Source organism: Photorhabdus antumapuensis (assembly GCF_020387775.1).
Classification (GTDB): Bacteria; Pseudomonadota; Gammaproteobacteria; order Enterobacterales; family Enterobacteriaceae; genus Photorhabdus; species Photorhabdus antumapuensis.
Map to the genome: position 1 here is coordinate 1199 of NZ_JAHZMK010000063.1, position 18394 is coordinate 19592.

The 18394-nt window shown below is 45.9% G+C and carries 18 protein-coding genes; 11 read left to right on the plus strand and 7 right to left on the minus strand.

Features of this window, described 5'->3' with window-relative positions; translation table 11 throughout:
- From KZ793_RS20745 to KZ793_RS20775, 7 genes are all read right to left on the minus strand, one after another.
- A partial coding sequence (locus KZ793_RS20745) for a CIS tube protein (RefSeq protein WP_225817043.1) occupies positions 1-571 on the minus strand: 571 nt, incomplete at its 3' end.
- Positions 558-737, minus strand: a complete 180-nt coding sequence (locus KZ793_RS20750; protein WP_225817044.1) for a DUF5908 family protein — start codon at positions 735-737, stop codon at positions 558-560. The genes KZ793_RS20750 and KZ793_RS20745, both read right to left, overlap by 14 nt.
- Positions 734-1192, minus strand: coding sequence for a phage tail protein (locus KZ793_RS20755; RefSeq protein ID WP_225817045.1), 459 nt, complete (start codon positions 1190-1192; stop codon positions 734-736). The genes KZ793_RS20750 and KZ793_RS20755 overlap by 4 nt, the downstream gene beginning before the upstream one ends.
- 13 nt (positions 1193-1205) lie before the next feature.
- Positions 1206-2396 carry a phage tail sheath family protein gene (locus KZ793_RS20760; protein WP_225817046.1) on the minus strand — a complete coding sequence of 397 codons (1191 nt, stop codon included), beginning with the start codon at positions 2394-2396 and terminating at the stop codon, positions 1206-1208.
- Positions 2397-2451: 55 nt separating this feature from the next.
- Positions 2452-3834 carry a phage tail sheath subtilisin-like domain-containing protein gene (locus KZ793_RS20765; RefSeq protein ID WP_225817047.1) on the minus strand — a complete coding sequence of 461 codons (1383 nt, stop codon included), beginning with the start codon at positions 3832-3834 and terminating at the stop codon, positions 2452-2454.
- Between the two features lie 11 nt (positions 3835-3845).
- Complete coding sequence (locus tag KZ793_RS20770) at positions 3846-4910, minus strand: phage tail sheath family protein (protein WP_225817048.1); 1065 nt, start codon at positions 4908-4910, stop codon at positions 3846-3848.
- A gap of 104 nt (positions 4911-5014) precedes the next feature.
- Complete coding sequence (locus KZ793_RS20775) at positions 5015-5464, minus strand: phage tail protein (protein ID WP_225817049.1); 450 nt, start codon at positions 5462-5464, stop codon at positions 5015-5017.
- Between the two features lie 1007 nt (positions 5465-6471).
- On the opposite strand from KZ793_RS20775, the gene KZ793_RS20780 reads away from it, so the two are divergent.
- The 11 genes from KZ793_RS20780 (at position 6472) to trbB (ending at position 18020) form a co-directional block, all read left to right on the plus strand.
- On the plus strand, positions 6472-7044 hold the full coding sequence (locus tag KZ793_RS20780; RefSeq protein WP_225817050.1) for a type 4 pilus major pilin: 573 nt from the start codon (positions 6472-6474) through the stop codon (positions 7042-7044).
- Positions 7045-7218: 174 nt separating this feature from the next.
- Positions 7219-8031 carry a prepilin peptidase gene (locus KZ793_RS20785; RefSeq protein WP_225817051.1) on the plus strand — a complete coding sequence of 271 codons (813 nt, stop codon included), beginning with the start codon at positions 7219-7221 and terminating at the stop codon, positions 8029-8031.
- 110 nt (positions 8032-8141) lie between these two features.
- Entirely contained in the window at positions 8142-9716 is a 1575-nt protein-coding gene (gene pilV, locus KZ793_RS20790; RefSeq protein WP_225817052.1) for a shufflon system plasmid conjugative transfer pilus tip adhesin PilV, read from the plus strand.
- Positions 9717-9772: 56 nt separating this feature from the next.
- Positions 9773-10297 (plus strand): hypothetical protein, encoded by a 525-nt coding sequence (locus KZ793_RS20795; protein ID WP_225817053.1) that lies wholly within the window; start codon positions 9773-9775, stop codon positions 10295-10297.
- Between the two features lie 95 nt (positions 10298-10392).
- Positions 10393-10734, plus strand: a complete 342-nt coding sequence (locus KZ793_RS20800; protein ID WP_225817054.1) for a toxin co-regulated pilus biosynthesis Q family protein — start codon at positions 10393-10395, stop codon at positions 10732-10734.
- Between the two features lie 4 nt (positions 10735-10738).
- A complete protein-coding gene (pilN, locus tag KZ793_RS20805; protein WP_225817055.1) occupies positions 10739-12346 on the plus strand; it encodes a PilN family type IVB pilus formation outer membrane protein in 1608 nt (535 codons plus the stop codon).
- A 36-nt stretch (positions 12347-12382) separates the two neighbouring features.
- Positions 12383-13651, plus strand: coding sequence for a type 4b pilus protein PilO2 (pilO2, locus tag KZ793_RS20810; protein WP_225817056.1), 1269 nt, complete (start codon positions 12383-12385; stop codon positions 13649-13651).
- Positions 13638-14180, plus strand: a complete 543-nt coding sequence (gene pilP, locus KZ793_RS20815; protein WP_225817057.1) for a type IV pilus biogenesis protein PilP — start codon at positions 13638-13640, stop codon at positions 14178-14180. The genes pilO2 and pilP overlap by 14 nt, the downstream gene beginning before the upstream one ends.
- Before the next feature lie 22 nt (positions 14181-14202).
- Positions 14203-15759, plus strand: coding sequence for a GspE/PulE family protein (locus KZ793_RS20820; RefSeq protein ID WP_225817058.1), 1557 nt, complete (start codon positions 14203-14205; stop codon positions 15757-15759).
- Positions 15760-15765: 6 nt separating this feature from the next.
- Positions 15766-16863 (plus strand): type II secretion system F family protein, encoded by a 1098-nt coding sequence (locus KZ793_RS20825; RefSeq protein WP_118985765.1) that lies wholly within the window; start codon positions 15766-15768, stop codon positions 16861-16863.
- 41 nt (positions 16864-16904) lie between these two features.
- Positions 16905-18020 (plus strand): P-type conjugative transfer ATPase TrbB, encoded by a 1116-nt coding sequence (trbB, locus tag KZ793_RS20830; RefSeq protein WP_225817059.1) that lies wholly within the window; start codon positions 16905-16907, stop codon positions 18018-18020.
- Positions 18021-18394 lie beyond the last annotated feature (374 nt).

The following is an 18394-nucleotide window of genomic DNA, read 5'->3' on the forward strand; positions in this document are numbered from 1 at the left end:
CAGCACCTAAGGCGATCAAGGGCAGGGAGATCATATCGGTTACGCTGACTGCGGTAACGGGGGGCGATTTTAATTGGTGCTCGGTGGCTTGAATAACCAAGCTTTCGTCTGCGACCAAGGATAAGATGGCGCTAGCTCGCAACGGAGTCGCATCACGATCAAATAGGGTGTAATTAATCGCAAGGCCGCTGGCTCGGCAGGCAAAATAGCCTTTGTTTTCCCAGCGCATTTTGCCCCATTTGATTTTAAGAAAGTGGGGAACGTTAGTGCTGGCATCAACCGCACATAAGGATTTCAGGGTCGCCAGTTGGGTTTCTACCGGGATGTTATTGCCGGGCATAGTGGCATCAAATAACAGGATTAATGACAGACCGGCGGGTTGGGATAACACATAGCGGCTGCTTTGACTGGCACTGTTAACGCTTTCATCTTGTTGATAGCGAGTCTGATAATCGAGTTGAATGGCGTCGGGGTTATACATGGCTTGTAAACTGCCTACCGAGACTTTGCCTTCCCGATCTTTGAAGGCGGTGAGAGTGAGTCTGGATAGGCTACGTTCAATTAAGCTCATAATGACCTCCTGCTTCATGCAATGCGTCTAATACTTCCTGTTTCACCATCTCAATCAAGCGGGCGTTATCCAGAGTTTCCTGAGCTAACGTCCGTGGAGGGACGGGATCGTTCACGGAGTCGGTGACTTTGACTTGAATAATCAGTTCTTTAATTTCGACGGTCATATTTTCACTCCTAACCAGCGCATATCCTGATAACGTAATTCCAACGAGTTCACCAAAACGGCATTGCTGTTGGCATCAAAGTCACCCGTGGACCAGCGAACCGGCAAGGCATTACTTAATGTCCAGCTTGCCACCGGTAACGCATTTTCATTCAATAACATGATGACAACATCGGCGTAGGCCGCTTTTTCACCACGCAGGACGCGATCAAATACTAAAGTCAGCGGTGTGATTGTCATCACGCCGCGCTCCAGAAGCAGGCTGCCATGTTGGATTTTTTCGGCCAGCCAGGTATTTCTGGTGTTTTCTCCACCTTGACTGTATTGGGTGGTTTGCAGTTCGCGGCTCAGGCCCGATATTCGCTGAAAGGCAATATCCAGTGGGCTAGGGATATTGTTAAAAAGAAAACTGGCGATAAAACGGTGTGACACTGACGGGGTATAGAGGTTATGCATGTTTTGCCCCTGTTTAACGAGGTATGGTACCGGTACGGGTATCAAATGTCAGATTCAGCTCAATGAATTCCGCCGGAATTAAAACGGCCAGTTTGATCTTGATGATCATTTTTCCGGCCCGCAGATCGGCTTCACTCATTGATTCGTCAATGCCCAGTAATATTTCAAATGCCTGATCTTCTTGGGTACCTCGCAGCCCACCTTTTAGCCATAACTGACGTAGCCAGTTGTGGGCTTGACCTTTAAATTTCATCCAGGTAATGGCGTTATTTGGCTCAAAGACAAAAGCTCGGCCCAGTTGAGTCATATGGGCTTCGATATAGGAAACCAAACGGCGGATCTGAATATAGCGCCAGGGAGAGCCGGGGGTGTTTTCCAGCGTGCGACAACCCCAGATTTTAATGCCTTTGCCGGGGAAGCTGCGAACCAGATTCAGTGAAGTACCCGCTGGGTTAAAGAGAGCATCAGCTTCAATATAAGAGCGTACTGGGCTGATCGCTTTGGCTAACGCGACATTGGCGGGTGCATGCCAGACGGCCATTTGGTTATCGTTACGCTGAATGACGGCAGCCACTGCCGCAGTAGGTGAAAGCACAATAGGTTGGCCGTTTTCTTGATAGGCACTGTTAATTCCCGGCCAATATATGGCGCCCCATTGCCGATCATTGGAAGAAAACTGCGCTAAACATTTGGCGGCCAGTGCTGGGTCATCTGGCGCATCCAGCAATCCCATGATGCCGCGTCGGCTCTTACAAAGGTTAAGTACGGATTGCCAGAACTGTAGCCAAAGATCTATGTTGGCACTGGGATCGCTTCTCCGATTAAAGTGGGCAATGTCAGGAATAACAATTAGCGTGATTTCGCTCTCTGTGGCGAGAGCGTGGTTTACCCAGTCCTGTTGTAGTGCTTTAATCAAGGACGAAAAGTTTTCTAAGAGCTCGTTAGAACCTATTGACAGCACATAGGCTTGCTGGCCCCCGTTTTCGAAGAAGTGGCGCACGGAATAGTACATTAAGCCTGATGCGTCAAATGACAGGGTAAAATCGGTCAGGCTGTTTAGTTTAATGGTAAGGTTATCGTTAGCATTTTCGTTTGTGACCGGTTGGGTATAACCAATAAAAACCGGTACACCGATAAATTCATTATCCGGTTTCAGGGATATTAGGTTTTCCGTTATCGTAACGCCTGGCTGTTTTATCTCCATTATTATCTCCTCGAATGGCTGAATAGACGCGGGGTTAAGCCGCGTCTCAGTACGGTTACTGTGCTACATTTTGGGTAAACTGGAGGATAATAAATTCAGCCGGGCGTGCCGCCGCCATGCCAATTTTGACGATCATTTTCCCTTGTTTAATGTCGTCGTCGGACATGGTGATACCTTGACCAATTTGAACAAAATAGGCTTCTTGCGGGTTATTACCGGCCAGCGCCCCTTGTTGCCAGAGTTGATGGAGATAGTTGTCAATGGCGGCTCGGACTCGTTCCCAAGTGGGTTGGCTGTTGGGTTCAAAGACGGCAAATCGCATTGCTTGCTTGATGTTCCGCTCAGTCGCATTAAATAGACGCCGAACGGGAATGTAGCGCCAGTTATCATCGTTTTGCAGAGTACGTGCGCCCCATACGACAAAACCTTTGTGGCTGAAATAGCGAATAGTGTTGATGCCTTTCGAATTCATCTCCCCTTGTTCATCGTCGGTAAGCCGTTCAGCCACATCACTAATCCCGCTAAGTACAACATTAGCCGGTGCTTTCCAGACGCCACGGCTGGCATCAGTAGTACAATACACGCCTGCCATCACCGCGCTGGTGGGAATGATATTGTCATGGGATGTTATTGTGCTATTTATTGCATCAACGACTTGCTGGTAGACAGTTTTGTTCTTCTCTTTGAGTTGCGTCAGATTTTTGACTTCATCGGGTTTTGTTTTTGCATCTTCATAGCCTGATACTGCTATCTGGCTATCTTCTGTTTGAATAAGTTGTGAGACTTTAATCGCCGGATAATAGGTTGCGGTTTGTGAAGGCACGTTAGCGCTGATGGCGGATGCTTTATCCTGATTGTCAGCGATAAGGAAATAGCCCTCATTCAATAATGAAGGTGTCAGACTGTGATATATCTTGCTCTGGTAATCAGAATCTTGTTCAGGGCAGACGATTAAAGTGATTTCTAAAGCTTGCCTAATTAACTCAGGGATTAATGCCAGAGTCGTATCTTGGGTATCCGTAATTGGCAGGATATAACAAGGTCCGCCGCCATTCTGAAAATAAAGTCTTAAAGCATCACTGCTCGTTGTGTAAGTACCGACAGTCACCTCGTAAGTGTAATCTGTACCGCTATCGTCTTTATCAAGAGCGATATCGGTTATGGTGGTAACTTCTGCATTGCTATCCGCTTTTTCAGGAGCAGGTGGTGGTGTAGGTGCTGTTGATTTAATGGCTATTGACGTAATACAACCGACATTAAATAGCTGAGTGAAATCCAACCAGCTACTCACGCGTGTTACTTGTGGCGTTGTGCTGGTTTTTTTCGGTGAGAAACGACCAATAAAAATCGGGATTGCGGTATTTCCCTGGCTAACAGAAAGCGCCAGTGATGCATCTTCTTCAATATAGACGCCGGGATAGGTTGGTGTTGTTGGCATGCTGCCTCCAATTATTGTGCGATATCCTGCGTGAACTGCAAGATAATGAACTCGGCGGGACGAACCGCTGCCAGGCCCACTTTGACAATCATTTTGCCTTGTTTGATATCGTCATCGGTCATGGTGATGCCTTTACCGATTTGGACAAAATAAGCCTGTTCGGCTTTGTTGCCCATCAGTCCGCCTTGTCGCCAGAGGTCATGGAGATAGTTATCAATAGCCCGCTGGACGGCTTTCCAGGTGGGTTGGCTGTTAGGTTCAAACACCGCGAAGCTCATGGCATTTTTAATGTCTCGTTCTGCGCTGTTAAACAGGCGGCGAACTGGGATGTAACGCCAGTTATCACTGTCATCAAGTGTGCGGGCGCCCCAGACTGTGGCGCCCGTATTCGGAAATTCGCGGATGATATTAATGGCTTTGCCGGTGTTATAAATGCCTTGCAAATCATCGGTAACTTTAAATATTGGTTTCATCCCACCTTGTAACACGACATTCGCGGGCGCTTTCCAAACGCCACGGGAGCGGTCAACCGAGCAATAGACACCCGCAATGGCAGCGCTTGGGGGAATGAGAGTATCTGTTGCCCAATCTGCCGTTAGCCAGGGATAGTAAACGGCGGCAAACGGGTTTTGATCATAATTATCTCGGGATGTGCCATCAGATTTTAACGCGGTCGTTGGGCCATCAAAAATGGCAAATAAGCCTTTGCCCGGTTGGCAAAGTGTGCTGACGGCATTGTTGATGGTCTCTCCAGCGGCAACCAGTAATGTCACATCGTCAAGTACTGGGACCTGCTTTTCTAAATCTTGAGTTCTGATGAGATAGCCATATCCCCCGCCGTTAATAAAATAGGCGCGCAGTGAAACATCAACGATATTTTTAGGATCAAATTGCTCACCTTTTAGTGTCAAATAATCCAGCCAGCTATTAATACGGACTGGGGTATCCGTGGGTAAAAATGAAGTGTTATTCGCAACGGCAAAAACAGGCACTGCTGTTGCTCCCGAGCTCACTGAGAGTGCGAGTGAGGCGTCTTCTTCAATATAAACGCCGGGATAAGTTGGGGTTATTGGCATGTTGCCTCCAATTATTATGCGATATTCTGCGTAAATTTCAGAATGATGAGTTCAGCAGAATCCATACATTGTGATGATTATTTGTCGGCGTATTGGCCGCCTGATTAGGCCGCTTGAATGGTCACTCGATCGGCTGTCAGAGTGATTTCCTGAATTGCAATCTCATTACTGGTGGCATCAAAAGAAGGGGAGGTTAATGAGGTTGGAAAGGCATTTGCCACGTTCCAAGACATTAAAATTTCAGTACCTGCTTCATTGGTTAAGCTAATAGAAATATCTTTCTTTTCAACTTGATTAAGCTGGATAGAATTAATCCAGTCAAAAAGTTTCGTATCGCCAGAAAATATACCTTTGCGTAAAGTAATATTAATCGACTGACGTTGGCCTGGCATTTTATAGTAATTCCCGATGCCATCTTTATATTCTATTACATCATGGGAAATATCGAGTCCGGAAACGCTGGTAAAAGGGATTTGTTCATCACCAATCGACACAACAAATCGATAAGTAGGAATGGGATAGTCAACAGCAATTTGTTCTGGAGTTATAGCCATGATTTTTTCCTTTGTTGATTATTTACATTTAAAATATTAATAAAGTGTTTTTCACTTTGTTTTCATTAGCCATGGATTATGGGTATAGCTACCGCAACAACCTGAATTTGAAAGGTTATTATCCATGATAAATATTTGTTTAGTGATTTATTTAGATCACTTTTAGTTAAATAGTGAAATTATCGGTGTAAGGTCTGTATATGATTTTTATTTTATGATTATCATTAATTAATAGGGGGGGGCAAGATGAATTTATTCATGATGTTACGTATCTACATATTTATATTGTTTTTGTAATTCATACAGGGTAATGAATAGAGTTATTTTCTATTTATCTGGATTAATGACTTAATTTTATTTTTTTATCTGATCAACTTATGATCATTGTGTGTATTTCGTCCTGTTATTTAAAAGATGAGGTTGGTATTATTTTGCTTTAGTGGAGTATTTAATTCCCTATTTTTTCTCGCCTATCCTTTCTCAATAGACATCCTTTTTCAATAGCTACTCTTTCTCAATCGATAGTGAGCAAGAATTCGCTGCCGGCATTTAAAAAAACCTTGGTTAATGAAAGGTGTTTTTCCTGAGTAAAAAGCAGTTTTGCATGCTCTATTTTTACAAAAAATGTGATCTGTGACAGGCTCGGTACAACAGTAAGTCTTAACAACAAGTTAATTTTATATATAAGAAATATTTATTTATTGTTATTTGCTGCTAATTGACAGAATAAAATTCATTGATTTTTTAATAGGCTATATCATCAGTTTTAATCGATATTCACGATAGAAATTAAAATATTTGATAGTTTATAACGATCGTTTGTGTGATTTTTGAACGTTTTAAACAATTTTATTTTTCAAATTGTAATCTATAACATTAGTTTCAATTTGAAACATTAAAGTATTTTAAATATTTTTATGTATGTTATTATTGCGTTAATATTTTATTTCATTTGGTGAGTATGTGAGTGGTAATGCGTCTCTTATTTTGATTTTGGAGTGATTAGCATGAATAAGAAAGTCAATGTACTGCGTGGCGCCAAGCGTCAATCAGGTTTTACGCTGATTGAAGCATTGGTTGTGATGATTGTTGGTATTGTGATATTGGCAGCCGCCGCAGCCGGGATTGGTAAGTTATTTCGGGCTTCGGAAATCTCAACCGAATCGTCGAATATTACTCAGATGGCCGCAAATTTGAAGTCAATTAAAAATGGCGCCAAAGGCTATGACAGTTTGGATAACAAGATTTCCATTAATTACAAAGTCGTTCCCGCCAATATGACTCAGGATGGTAAGGCCGGGATTATTTTTAATAGTTGGAATGGCAAAGTCATCATTTCTCCGGGAGATGCCACTGCTCAGACCTTTAAGATTGAGTATCAAAATGTGCCTGATGAGGCTTGCCAACAACTTTCGCTGAAATTGCGGGTTGCGGGTTGGTCGAAAATGACCGTGGGTGGTGGAAGTGGGAAAGGGCAGCAATCTGGTATAGAAATTAAACCAGATTCGACTTTGGCACAAATTGAATCGGCATGTAATGCCAGTGATGCAAATACCGTGACGTTTGTTTCCGCCAGTTAGGACATTGATTTTAGAACATGGATTGTTTTGATGTGGTATGTGGCTTGGCAGGCTTGGTGAAGGCTTCTCAAGCTACATTTTCTTGGTGAGGGAAGTAGCTGGTTTCTCTGGTTTTGTTGTTGTTTCCCTCATTTAATGTGGTTCGCTTTGTGCTGAATCTTCCGGGAGATCATCATGATGATAGGGTGGTTGCAATCTTCTACCGGGTGTTTGGTCCTGGCGTCAGGGTTGCTAGGGTTGTGTGTCGGAAGTTTTCTTAATGTGGTGATCTGCCGCCTGCCGATTATGCTTTTCTCTGAAATCAATGACTCTGAAATCAATAGCGAGGCTGCCGACTTTAATCTCTATTTCCCCCGTTCCCATTGTCCACGTTGCAGCCACGTGTTAGCGGTCCGCGATAACATTCCCCTGTTGAGTTATTGGTACCAGAAAGGGCTCTGTCGATACTGTAATGGTACGATTTCTATACGCTATCCACTGGTTGAAGGCGCGGTAGCGGTACTCTTTTCTTTACTGGCTTTGGATCTGGGTTGGAGTTACTCGTTGTTGGGGTTATTGGTGCTGAGTTCGATGTTGATCGCACTGGCAGTCATTGATTTCGAACATATGCTGCTGCCTGATCAACTGACACTTTCTTTGCTGTGGCTAGGATTGCTGTTCAATCTGTATTCCGCCGGATTTGTGGCATTACCTTTGGCCGTCAGTGGCGCGGTTTGTGGATATCTGTTTTTCAGGCTGGTGGCGTGGATTGCCCGGCAATGGGTCCAGCATGATGCATTGGGAATGGGAGATGCTAAATTTCTGGCGGCGCTTGGCGCCTGGTTGGGGGTGGAAGCGCTCCCATTAATGATTTTGCTGGCAGCAAGTTTCACATTAATAAGTTATCTGACGGTTTGGCGACTACGCAGAATGAGAACGGCGCCACAGATACCTTTCGGCCCAGGTCTGGCAGTAGCTGGATTGATTATGGCGCTTTTCAATAGGTAGCCAGGCATGAGTAGGCCGCAGTGCCACTCCCCTTGGGCGGGATCGCTTTTGGGGTAAATAGTTTATCGGATGGAATAGATTTTCTTACTTATTATTAAGAAGGACTATTTATGCATGATGATGAGTCTGTATCTATATTGATGATAAGCCGCCATGATGCAGGTTTCACTTTGCTGGAAGTGACTGTTGCACTAATAGTACTGGCATCAATGATGGTGGTTGGGGTGGTTTATCTAAACAGACAGAGTGACATGCTGGTGAACCAGGTCGTCGCCGGGCAGATCCAACATCTTGGTGATGCGGTGGTGGATTATGTTAATGACAATTATGTCGCTTTAAGTCATGGGCCCACTCCAGCACCCATTAATTGGGCAGAGATAACCCCCTATTTACCGCCGGGGCTTGACCAGAATACGGTCAATCCGCTGGGTCAGAAATATGATGGCGTATTACGTGTTGTCATGTTGCCTAATGGCAAAAAACGGATTGATCCGTTGCTTTATACCGTTCCGATAGTGGCTAATGGAAAACAGCCAAATGTTGCTAAACATTCGATGAGGATTGCGCAATTGATTGGGGTTGGTGGCTTGTATCTGGATTACAAAAATCGGGATTATCGTAATCCGGCCACTTATTGGAATAGTTATGGTCAGGTCAATGCACCTGAATCTTTTGCTGGTTTTTTTAATGAACAACCCAAGGAAATTGGCCGTATTTTTTATGCTCCGTTCATGCGGGATGCGTCAATCTATGGCCCAGGGACATTAGCGGGCGACTTGCTTCATCGACAAAAAATAGGCGGGCATCCAGAGTGGAATAGGATGGAAACCAGCATCAACATGGGCGGTCATGGCCTCGAGCAGGTGGATACGCTGTCGATGCAAGGCCCCGGCATGGTTAATGGTGTGAATAAGATCGTCTTCTCTTCCCGCTCTCAGGGAAAACCCGCCTATATTGAACAAAATAGCGACGGTGAAGTGGTTGTCAATCCAGAGCATGGTACGTTGTTTATCCTTGATGGTAATGCCAATCCCGATAATAAAGGGACTTTGGCTGCCGGTGATATTCATGCGGATAATAATGTCGTTGTTGGTAATAACTTAGTGATCAACACTCAAACTGGAAATCTTGTCGGCGGCAAGTGCCCAGCGTTAGGTAACCTGTCCATGAGCAAGCAGGGGGAACTGCTGGTGTGTCAGGGAATTAATGTCGATAAGTCAGATTTGGAGTGGAGAGATGCGAGTGGAAGCAGGCGGTTATTGGCAAATCAAACGGTAATCAGCAATGGCTATCGGCTTGCATCGGGAATGTCGTCAGGGATAACAAGTGAGAGAGATAACGGTGGCGGTAAAGTAAACAGTCGGAGTCAGCCTTTTGTTAACAATTCAAATGCCCCTGTGTTAGTCACCGTCTCTACGCCTCCGATTTCTAACAACTATCGTATGCGTTGCGTGTTGGCGGTGTATGAAGCGGATAAAAATGGTAACAACCAGGAATCTGATTTACCGCTTGTTTTTCAACGATCTGGACTGGTGGATTATCCAGAAGCCAGTTCCAATGTAAATCGACGGAATACGAGAACTTGCATAGTGACATTCATTGCTGGACCACATCGCAAATATAATATTGCCAGCGTGTTCCATTCTTCTAAAAACAGTTCCCATATTTTGAGAAGTCATAACTGATGAACAGCATCTGATGACTCGGCATTAACCAATCTAGAGTGAGTAGGAGAACATAAATGTGGCCATTAGCGATTGTTGGGATTGTTGTCGTATTTATCATGCAACTGATTTTTGGTGAGTTGTTGTATGAAGTGCGTGTGCAGTCAGTACGTGCCAAAACTGATGTAGCCGCGCTGTTTCGTAGCTATGCTTCAGCCGGTGTGCAATTGCTTAATAATCATTCCGTTGGCGTGATCAGGAGTCGCAAGATGCAGCAGGCACTGACCACTCTACATATGACGTGGGTGAATACCGATGCCTGGTGTGACAACGTTGCCAGCCAGTGTCTCTGGGGGGGATTTATTTCAGGGGCGCATGTCTATATTTTCCGCAAAAATAGCCTCTCTGGCGACAATGGGTTGTTGCATGGCGCTTTCGGAGAATTGCTTAAATGGAGTGCTGAACCCGATCAGATTGGTTTTAAGCATGGTTCCAGACTTATCGATGGTAGAGGAAAACGGGTAGAGAGTTTGCTTGCCAGACAATTACCGAATGATGTTCGGAAGTTTGTTTCTGACGGAGCGCTGGTGGAAATATTGTAGTTGTTGTTTCGCAAGCGGGCTTTCTTTGGGTCACTGGGCTTTGTTAATTTGTTAATAGGTTGTTTGGCTTACTTTTTTTCTTTTTGGAAAGATCGATGAACAAAATAATCACATATGTTTTTACGGTACTTGTCTGTATGTCAAGTGTTGCCGTTTATGCAACATCGATGCGTACACCCGTTCCTGTGGCGGCGGTGTGGACAGCAACTCCGGGGCAAACTCTGCGTGATGTTACACAAGAATGGGCCAGTAGGTCTGGCTACCAAGTGGTATGGGATGCTTCCTATGATTTCCCTATCCGAGCTGGTCTGCGTTTTAATGGCACGTTTATCCATGCGGTAAGCGAGCTATTCGAAGCCTACGCCATGGCGAATCGTCCTTTCGTTGTCGATATTTATCAGGAACAGCGGCTTGTTCATGTACAGGCTCAGGGGTAATCACATGCATATCCAGTTTTTGACGTTTTCCAGATTGATATTGCTGCCCTGTATAGCGACTGGCCTGGCAGGTTGTGCGGCAATCTCTAATGTTGATCGGCAGGCAGATATTGAGATGGCAAATGCTGCCAGTATTATTAAGGAGTTACGCAATACTGCCGCCATGACGGCAGTGCATGTTCACGAGCATGGTTATTGGGTATCAACTAAGGAGATTCCATCCAAGAAGGAAGGTGAAACTGTTTCCTGCATGTTGACTCTGGAGGAAGCTGAGCCGATGACGCTGAGTCAGTTTGCGGAAAAGATCAAGCGTATCTGTGGCGTGCCGGTGCAGATCAGTGCTGATGCGCGGTTTGCCGTGTCTTCCAGTTCGGCGCCGGCATTGGAGGAGAAAGAAAATGGTCAGGAGGAGGTTGTTGTCAATTCAAATGCGCAGTCAATGTCTGAAGGTGGTGCACCAGAAGAGATGAAAATAAACGTGAATTGGCATGGCTCCTTGGCAGGTTTGCTTGATTCGGTCATTTTGTCGTCAGGATTGCATTGGAAAGTACACAATGGGGCAGTGCATATTTTCAAAACAGAGACGCGAGTGTTTCAAATATATGCATTGCCGGGTACGGATGCATTGTCTTCCAGTGTGACAGCGACGACCAGTGCAACGTTCGGCGGTGGCTTAAATGGAAGCGACAGCGGTAACAGCGGTAGCTCCCAAACTCTCGCGACTTCTTTGACCCGTTCGGTTATGGATGAGATCCAAAAAACGGTGTCAAATATGCTAACGTCTGGTGAAGGTAAGTTAACTTTGTCTATGGCGACGGCATCATTGGTGGTAACCGACTCACCTGAAATACTCGATAGAATTAAGGATTATATTGATCAGCAGAACAAGTTATTGACAACGCAGGTGGTGCTTAATGTCAAGATCCTTAACCTGACGTTCGATAGGGCTGATCAGTATGGCGTTGATTGGTCACTGGCCTATAAAAGCGCTCATATCGGCGTGGGTGGTGTGGGCAGTGGTGTCACTGATGGGCGTGATATCAGTACCAATATTCATATTCTTAAGGGGCCATTTAGTGACAGTAATTTACTGATCAAGGCGTTATCGACTCAAGGTAAAGTCTCTATAGTGACTCAACCTTCTGTGACTACTCTGAATTTGCAAGCGGTACCGATGCAGGTTGCCACGCAGACGGGTTATGTTTCATCAGTTTCTAGTACCTCAACGCCACAAGTGGGCATTTCACAAGGGATCGAGCCAGCGACAGTGACGACGGGTTTTAATATGTTGATGTTGCCTTATGCAATGGCCGACAAGCAAATATTGTTGCAGTACAACATTAGCTTGAGCGATTTAAAGAGGCTGGAGAAATTCGGCAAGGAAGAGACCGGTCAGGTGCAGTTGCCGACAATAGATTTACGCGCATTCAGTCAGAAGGTGAGACTACATTCAGGTGAAACGTTGGTGCTATCAGGGTTCGAGCAACAGTCGGATACCAGTGAACGTAGTGGTTTGGGTAGCCCGGATAATCAATTCTTGGGTGGGAGCCGTCAGGGCAGCAGAAACCATAATGTGATCGTAGTCATGATTACTCCTATAGTGGTAGATTGAAAAATGGCCCAGACTGAAACAGGCGCGGAGCGCGTTATGCAAATCAAGCTATATGGTAAGACTTTGGTTGCAGGCATCATCTGGCGACCGCCTGTCACTGTGTTAACACGTTCTCACATCCGTAGGAATGGGATTGCCGCAGGGTTTACCTTGGTTGTCCGGCATCGTGTTGGACGAAGTATACAGGTCGGGTATATACCAAAGGAGGCAGGAGTACCGGGTTGTTATTCATTGGCGGCCGTTCTTGCTAAAGCGGTGGATAAACCTAACTGGATAGGTGCGTTTCATTTGCCTGATGGACATTATGCATTGGTCGCGGTACATCAGGGCGCGATAATGGCTGGACGTGATTTGATCGGCACTCGTGAAGAAATCGAAGCGAAATTGCGTGATACGGTGCAGTTGGTCGAGGGCGCCAATGGGGTGTGGAATGCGATTTATGCACCGAAGGAGTTTGAATCGCCGTGGTTGGAAGTACCATTGGTGCAATTGTTACCGCAGTCCGCATTGAGAAAATCTATTGGTCAGCTTGAGAGTTTGACTGGCGAAATGTCGAAGTACCAGATTAAGGTCTTTGCCATGACCGCAGGTACTGCGTTCTTGTTAGCTGGCGGTTGGTGGATGTGGCACATCTATAAGCAGAATACAGAAATAAAGGTACCGAATTTATCCAATGAGGTGGTGGAAGTTCCACCTCCGCATCCGTGGCTGGCGCAGCCAACAATGGAATGGCAGTTTTCTACATGGAATAAAGCGTTAGCCAAGGTTCCCTTATCGCTCGCGGGTTGGCAGATTGAATTCGTTATGCTGGATGCTAATGCGGTTTCTGTGAGTTATCAGCGTCATGATGGGATGCCGATCAATATTTTCCAGGTTGCTGCTATCAATATTTTCCGGGCGGGTCCGGTGATTTCCAATGGTGGGGAACAGGCACAGGTATTGATACCGTTTGAGCAGTTGCAGAGTGAGGATCAGGCAGATAATGATGATGTATTGCAGTCGTCCGATCAGGCGTTGGTTGAATTGATCTCTTATTTTCAGGCACTAGGTTTGCCACCTCCAACTTTGACTGAGGGCGCTTCCGTTTTGCCTCCGCCTCCGCCCCCTTTGCCGGAAGGCGAAACACGTGTGTGGGCCAATCCTGATTGGCAGACTTATAACTGGACGCTGACTTCTCAATTATCTCCAGATGCATTGTTTTCAGGTAAGCCACTCCCCGGATTGAGAGTGACTAGTGCCAGAATTGTGTTATCTGATGGTTTTCCTGAGTGGAAGCTGAATGGGGTTTTCTATGCAAAAAATTAGCCAGCTTATAATCAGTCTATTTGTGGCGTCGGTATTTTCCCTGACATATGCGCAAACACCATCTACTGAGTTACCGGCAACTCAGGCGAAGCATCACGTTGCGCAGAAGCCTGCATCGCCAACGGTAACGACTGACAGCGTTGCCGCGCAACTGGAAAAGTTACAGACGGATTTGATGTTACTTAAAGCTGAAACCGCAAGGGCAAATGCTCAGGCTGAATTCGATAAAATTTCCAGAATGGTGAATAAAAGAGGAGCCGTTAATAATGGCCTGCCTCTGGTTAAGTCAATCTTCGGGCGCAATGGGGTTCTGACCGCTACGCTTCGGCTTCGTTCAGGCGGCATCATGGATGTGAAAGCAGGTGAACAGTTGCCGAATGGTTATAAAGTGGTCCGCATTGATACTGGGGGAGTGACTTTCTCCAAACAGGGGCGATTCTATGAGGTAGGTCTTACTGCTACCAATGATGCATCGTTGCTGGATAGCCTTGACTTGATGGTTGCACCGCCGCTGCCGTTAAGCCGTTAATTACTGATGGGTGGAGATATTTATGGCAATAACATGCTCCGATCTGTTGTGTATGGTCAGGCAGGGTGCAAAAGTTTTATCTGCCTTGAGCGGTGCACTTGAAATAGAGTTAGCTAACCGCAGTTTGATATGTCTTGTTGAGTTACCTCAGCAGAAGGGGCAATGCGTGCTTGCCGTGTCTGCCTCCCACCGGCTTGATCCCCATGTGCTGGCCTATGAAGAGACGGTTAAAAGACATGGCTTTGTCTATCAGACTGTCACTTGTGGCATGGGGAGCATATTGGAATTGTACCGTCTCAGTAAGAGTGAGAGTCATGGACTGGGCGGGACTGAATCGGATGTTCAGCGTTATATCATTCGCTTAATCGGCGAAGCGACTGAGGAACGTGCGTCGGATTTGCATATCGTTGCTCGCCGTAATTATTGTGAAATCCGTTGCCGTATTGATGGTTATTTGCGGTCAATAGGACAACTGCGGCCGGAAGAAGGGTTGCGATTATGCGCGACTATCTATCAAAGTATGTGTGACGTGGCAGAGCCGACTTTTAAACCGATGCAGGCGCAACGTGCGCGAATGAAGGATGAGTTTCTGGCCGAGTGTGGACTTTCCGGGGCGCGTATTAATACCCGTCCGCTTGATCGTGGCATGTTGATGGTGCTGCGATTGTTGTATGCGGATAGCCCTGGTACGGTGTGCACCTTAAGTGATCTCGGCTATTTGCCGGAACAGTGCCAGATACTGGAAGAACTTATGGACCATCGGGCCGGTGTGGTCCTCTTGTCTGGTGCGACCGGTAGCGGCAAGAGCACGACCTTGAAGATCGTGATGCAGAAGATGATAGCCGAGCAAGCTGGCATCCATCTGCTCACGCTTGAAGATCCACCCGAATATGAAATTGAAGGTGCCAATCAATCTCCTATAACCGGAGATCGAGGTGATAGCATTGTTGTCGAACAAGAATGGGCGATGGCAATTGCTGATGCAATGCGACTCGATCCCGATGTGATTATGGTCGGTGAGATACGCGACGCGGTGACTGCAAAGATGGCATTTCGTGCAGCAATGACTGGTCATCTTATTTGGACCACGATACATGCAAACGACGCTTTAGCGATCTTGCCCCGCTTGCAGGATGAGGCGGTGATGGAGTCGTTATTGATGGATTCGCGGCTGGTGATTGGCTTGGTCAGTCAATCGCTGATTCAGGTGTTATGTCCTCATTGTAAAGTTCCCCTGCAAGGGCATGAGCAAGAAGTCTCCGAGCGTCTGTTGAAACGACTAAATCTTTATTGTCAGCCGGAGTCGGTTTGTCTCCAGGGGGAAGGTTGTGACTATTGCAAACAGAGCGGCACCTTGGGCCGAACAGTCGTCGCTGAAGTGATACGCACTTCCCCTGGCTTAATGCAAGCTTATCGAATGGGTCACCATCACGAAGCGACCCGATATTGGATCTCGGAGATGGCGGGATTAAGCAAGATCGACGCACTTATTTGCAAAATAAATGACGGAATAATCGATCCCCGTGCGGCAGAACGTGTGATGGGGCCGATTATTCCCGCGATCCATCAAATAGAGTGAAACGCTATGTCCATGACCGATTTTGTTGAAAGACTGAGCTATCGATTAGCGAAGATCCAGTTTGGTAAGAAAGCGCGGATTCGTTTTTACGGGCATCTGATCATGATGCTGGAAAATCGTATCATGCTGATTGATGCATTACGCGAAATGTATAATATTGCCAGCAACGAAGGCCATAAACCCAACAATGGTTGTGCATTGGTGTTAAGGAGTTGCTATGAATCTGTCAGTCAGGGCAGTACTTTGGCAGAGAGTTTACGGCGATGGATTGGCCCAAATGAAGTCGCGGTGATTGCTGCGGGTGAACGTTCCGGCGACATACGTAGCGCTTTTATGGATGCGATCGCGATGATCGAAGCGGGTAGCAAGATCCGTAGTGCTGTTATTGGTACATCTATTTATCCACTCATACTCATCGGGATGATATGTGTATTGCTGCATATTGTGGCAGGTAGTTTGGTACCCAAACTGGCCGCTGTTTCTAAGCCGGAAACATGGGATGGTGCGGCTTATACCCTTTATTTGATGGGAACATTTGTCAACGATTATGGATTTTATTCGCTGATATTGCTGGCGATATTGATCATTTTACTGTTGTTATCGCTATCTTTTTTGGGAGGCCGGCTGCGAACGGTGCTTGACCGGTTTCCGCCGTGGTCACTGTACAGAACCATTCATGGCAGTATGTTCATACTGAATGTGTCGTTGCTGATCCGTTCAGGGATGATGTTGCAATCGGCGCTGGAACTGCTGCTGGAACAGGCGGGTTCCCGCTGGCTGTATGTGCGTATCGCGGCTACGCTCGAACATATTTCAATGGGGGCTGGTTTTGGTGAGGCATTGCGCGATACCGGTTACCGTTTCCCAGATGACGAAGCGATCAGTTATCTGAGGTTATTGTCACGATTGCAGGGTTTTGATCAATCAATGGCGAAGTTTGCACGGCACTGGTTGGATGAAACGATCGTTAAGGTTCAGATAGTGACGCGTGGGTTCTTGTTGGCTTCAATTCTTATGATTGGTGGCATGTTGATGCTGGTGGTTACGGCGGTATCGGGCATTGAAAACGCCATTGAACAGTCGTTATCTATGCCATCTGTTTAGCGGTGCAGTCCAATAGGCAATACTTAATGTTGGGATTAACGATGAAAATCAGGCAGAACATTGAAGCTGGAACCAGTGAAATTCAAGGAACAGGCGGCGTATGTCGTGAGAACGTGTTGAATGAGCTGAGAACAGCTTGCGGGCCAATTATCCTCCGAGCGCTTGATGATAAAGACGTGGTGGAAATCATGATTAATCCTGATGGAAAACTGTGGATTGAATTGCATAACCAAGGAATGAATGAAGCACAATCTGATTTTCCGGCAGATGCGGCAGAGCGGATTTTACTGATTTCGGCTTCATTGCAAAAGTCAGATGTTGGCGTTGATGTGGGTCTGATTGAAGGTGAATTTCCGTTGGGTAGTGCTCGTATAGCCGGTGTCCTGCCTCCGTTGGCAAATGCACCCATTCTTGCTATTCGTAAACATTCTCCCGTTATCTTATCGCTGTCTGATTACCGCAAAAGCGGCATTATTAAGCCGATAGGCGCTACCGCTATGCGGTTGGCATCTGGAATAGCGAGCTATAAACGCAGTTTTGAACACCCAATTGAAGCAATTCGCGAAGCCGTGGTTATGCGTAAGAATATTCTACTTGTTGGGGGTACCGGCAGTGGGAAAACGACGTTGGCTAATACTATTTTGTACGAGATTAGCCAGCAATGCCCGCGTGACCGTATCGTGGCGATTGAGGATACGATGGAATTACAGCTTAACAATGCTAATCGGGCGCTGTTACGCACGAGTAAGGATGTGGATATGCGTCGTTTGCTGCGAACGACAATGCGTTTGCGTCCAGACCGGATTGTGGTGGGGGAGATTCGCGGTGGTGAAGCTTATACTTTGCTCAAGAGCTGGAATTCTGGTCATCCTGGAGGAGTAGCAACCATGCATGCCAACTCATCCGAAGAGGGGCTGCAAAAACTGGCGCATTACATTTATGAAGATGGGGCGGCACAGGGCTTTACTCCCGATACTCTCGGTTGGATGATTGCCAAAAGTGTGAATTTGGTGGTGGTAATAGAAAAGATCGCAATGGAACCGGGAAGAAGGGTGACAGAAATTTGTGAAGTTTCCGGGTTTATGAATGATCGTTATAACATGAATGTTTTGTGCTTACAAAGTAATGGATATTGTGAATTCAAACCACGTATTTGAAGGTGGTGTTACAAATGATCCTGATAGTTATTATGAGAAGAAAGCCGAGTCTGCTACGGTGTCTTGAGTGTGCTATCTGGGGTTCTAAGCTGTAACCCGCGTTTATCAGTTAAGATGGTTATAATATTAGTAGATTTATTATCACTAAAATTTAATTAACTCTCAATGTTTTTACTGAAAAGTATCTATTAATCACATGTTATAAACCTGTTGTTTTATTACTATTAATAATATTTACTCTTAACAGAACAATGCTATATGTTCTGTTTACTGATGATTTTATACCCTTCATCTTTCAAGCTGCTGCTTTGTTGGCTGCTTTCACTCACCCCAGTCACATAGTTATCTATGCTCCTGGGGATTCATTCACTTGC

Bases quoted from the DNA above. Each gene is read 5' to 3' on its own strand.
- KZ793_RS20820 (WP_225817058.1), top strand. From the start codon at position 14,203: ATGGCAATAACATGCTCCGATCTGTTGTGTATGGTCAGGCAGGGTGCA.
- pilP (WP_225817057.1), top strand. From the start codon at position 13,638: ATGCAAAAAATTAGCCAGCTTATAATCAGTCTATTTGTGGCGTCGGTA.
- KZ793_RS20755 (WP_225817045.1), bottom strand. From the start codon at position 1,192: ATGCATAACCTCTATACCCCGTCAGTGTCACACCGTTTTATCGCCAGT.
- KZ793_RS20760 (WP_225817046.1), bottom strand. From the start codon at position 2,396: ATGGAGATAAAACAGCCAGGCGTTACGATAACGGAAAACCTAATATCC.
- pilO2 (WP_225817056.1), top strand. From the start codon at position 12,383: ATGCAAATCAAGCTATATGGTAAGACTTTGGTTGCAGGCATCATCTGG.
- pilV (WP_225817052.1), top strand. From the start codon at position 8,142: ATGCATGATGATGAGTCTGTATCTATATTGATGATAAGCCGCCATGAT.
- KZ793_RS20785 (WP_225817051.1), top strand. From the start codon at position 7,219: ATGATGATAGGGTGGTTGCAATCTTCTACCGGGTGTTTGGTCCTGGCG.
- pilN (WP_225817055.1), top strand. From the start codon at position 10,739: ATGCATATCCAGTTTTTGACGTTTTCCAGATTGATATTGCTGCCCTGT.
- KZ793_RS20775 (WP_225817049.1), bottom strand. From the start codon at position 5,464: ATGGCTATAACTCCAGAACAAATTGCTGTTGACTATCCCATTCCTACT.
- KZ793_RS20765 (WP_225817047.1), bottom strand. From the start codon at position 3,834: ATGCCAACAACACCAACCTATCCCGGCGTCTATATTGAAGAAGATGCA.
- KZ793_RS20770 (WP_225817048.1), bottom strand. From the start codon at position 4,910: ATGCCAATAACCCCAACTTATCCCGGCGTTTATATTGAAGAAGACGCC.
- KZ793_RS20780 (WP_225817050.1), top strand. From the start codon at position 6,472: ATGAATAAGAAAGTCAATGTACTGCGTGGCGCCAAGCGTCAATCAGGT.
- trbB (WP_225817059.1), top strand. From the start codon at position 16,905: ATGAAAATCAGGCAGAACATTGAAGCTGGAACCAGTGAAATTCAAGGA.
- KZ793_RS20800 (WP_225817054.1), top strand. From the start codon at position 10,393: ATGAACAAAATAATCACATATGTTTTTACGGTACTTGTCTGTATGTCA.
- KZ793_RS20750 (WP_225817044.1), bottom strand. From the start codon at position 737: ATGACCGTCGAAATTAAAGAACTGATTATTCAAGTCAAAGTCACCGAC.
- KZ793_RS20795 (WP_225817053.1), top strand. From the start codon at position 9,773: ATGTGGCCATTAGCGATTGTTGGGATTGTTGTCGTATTTATCATGCAA.
- KZ793_RS20825 (WP_118985765.1), top strand. From the start codon at position 15,766: ATGTCCATGACCGATTTTGTTGAAAGACTGAGCTATCGATTAGCGAAG.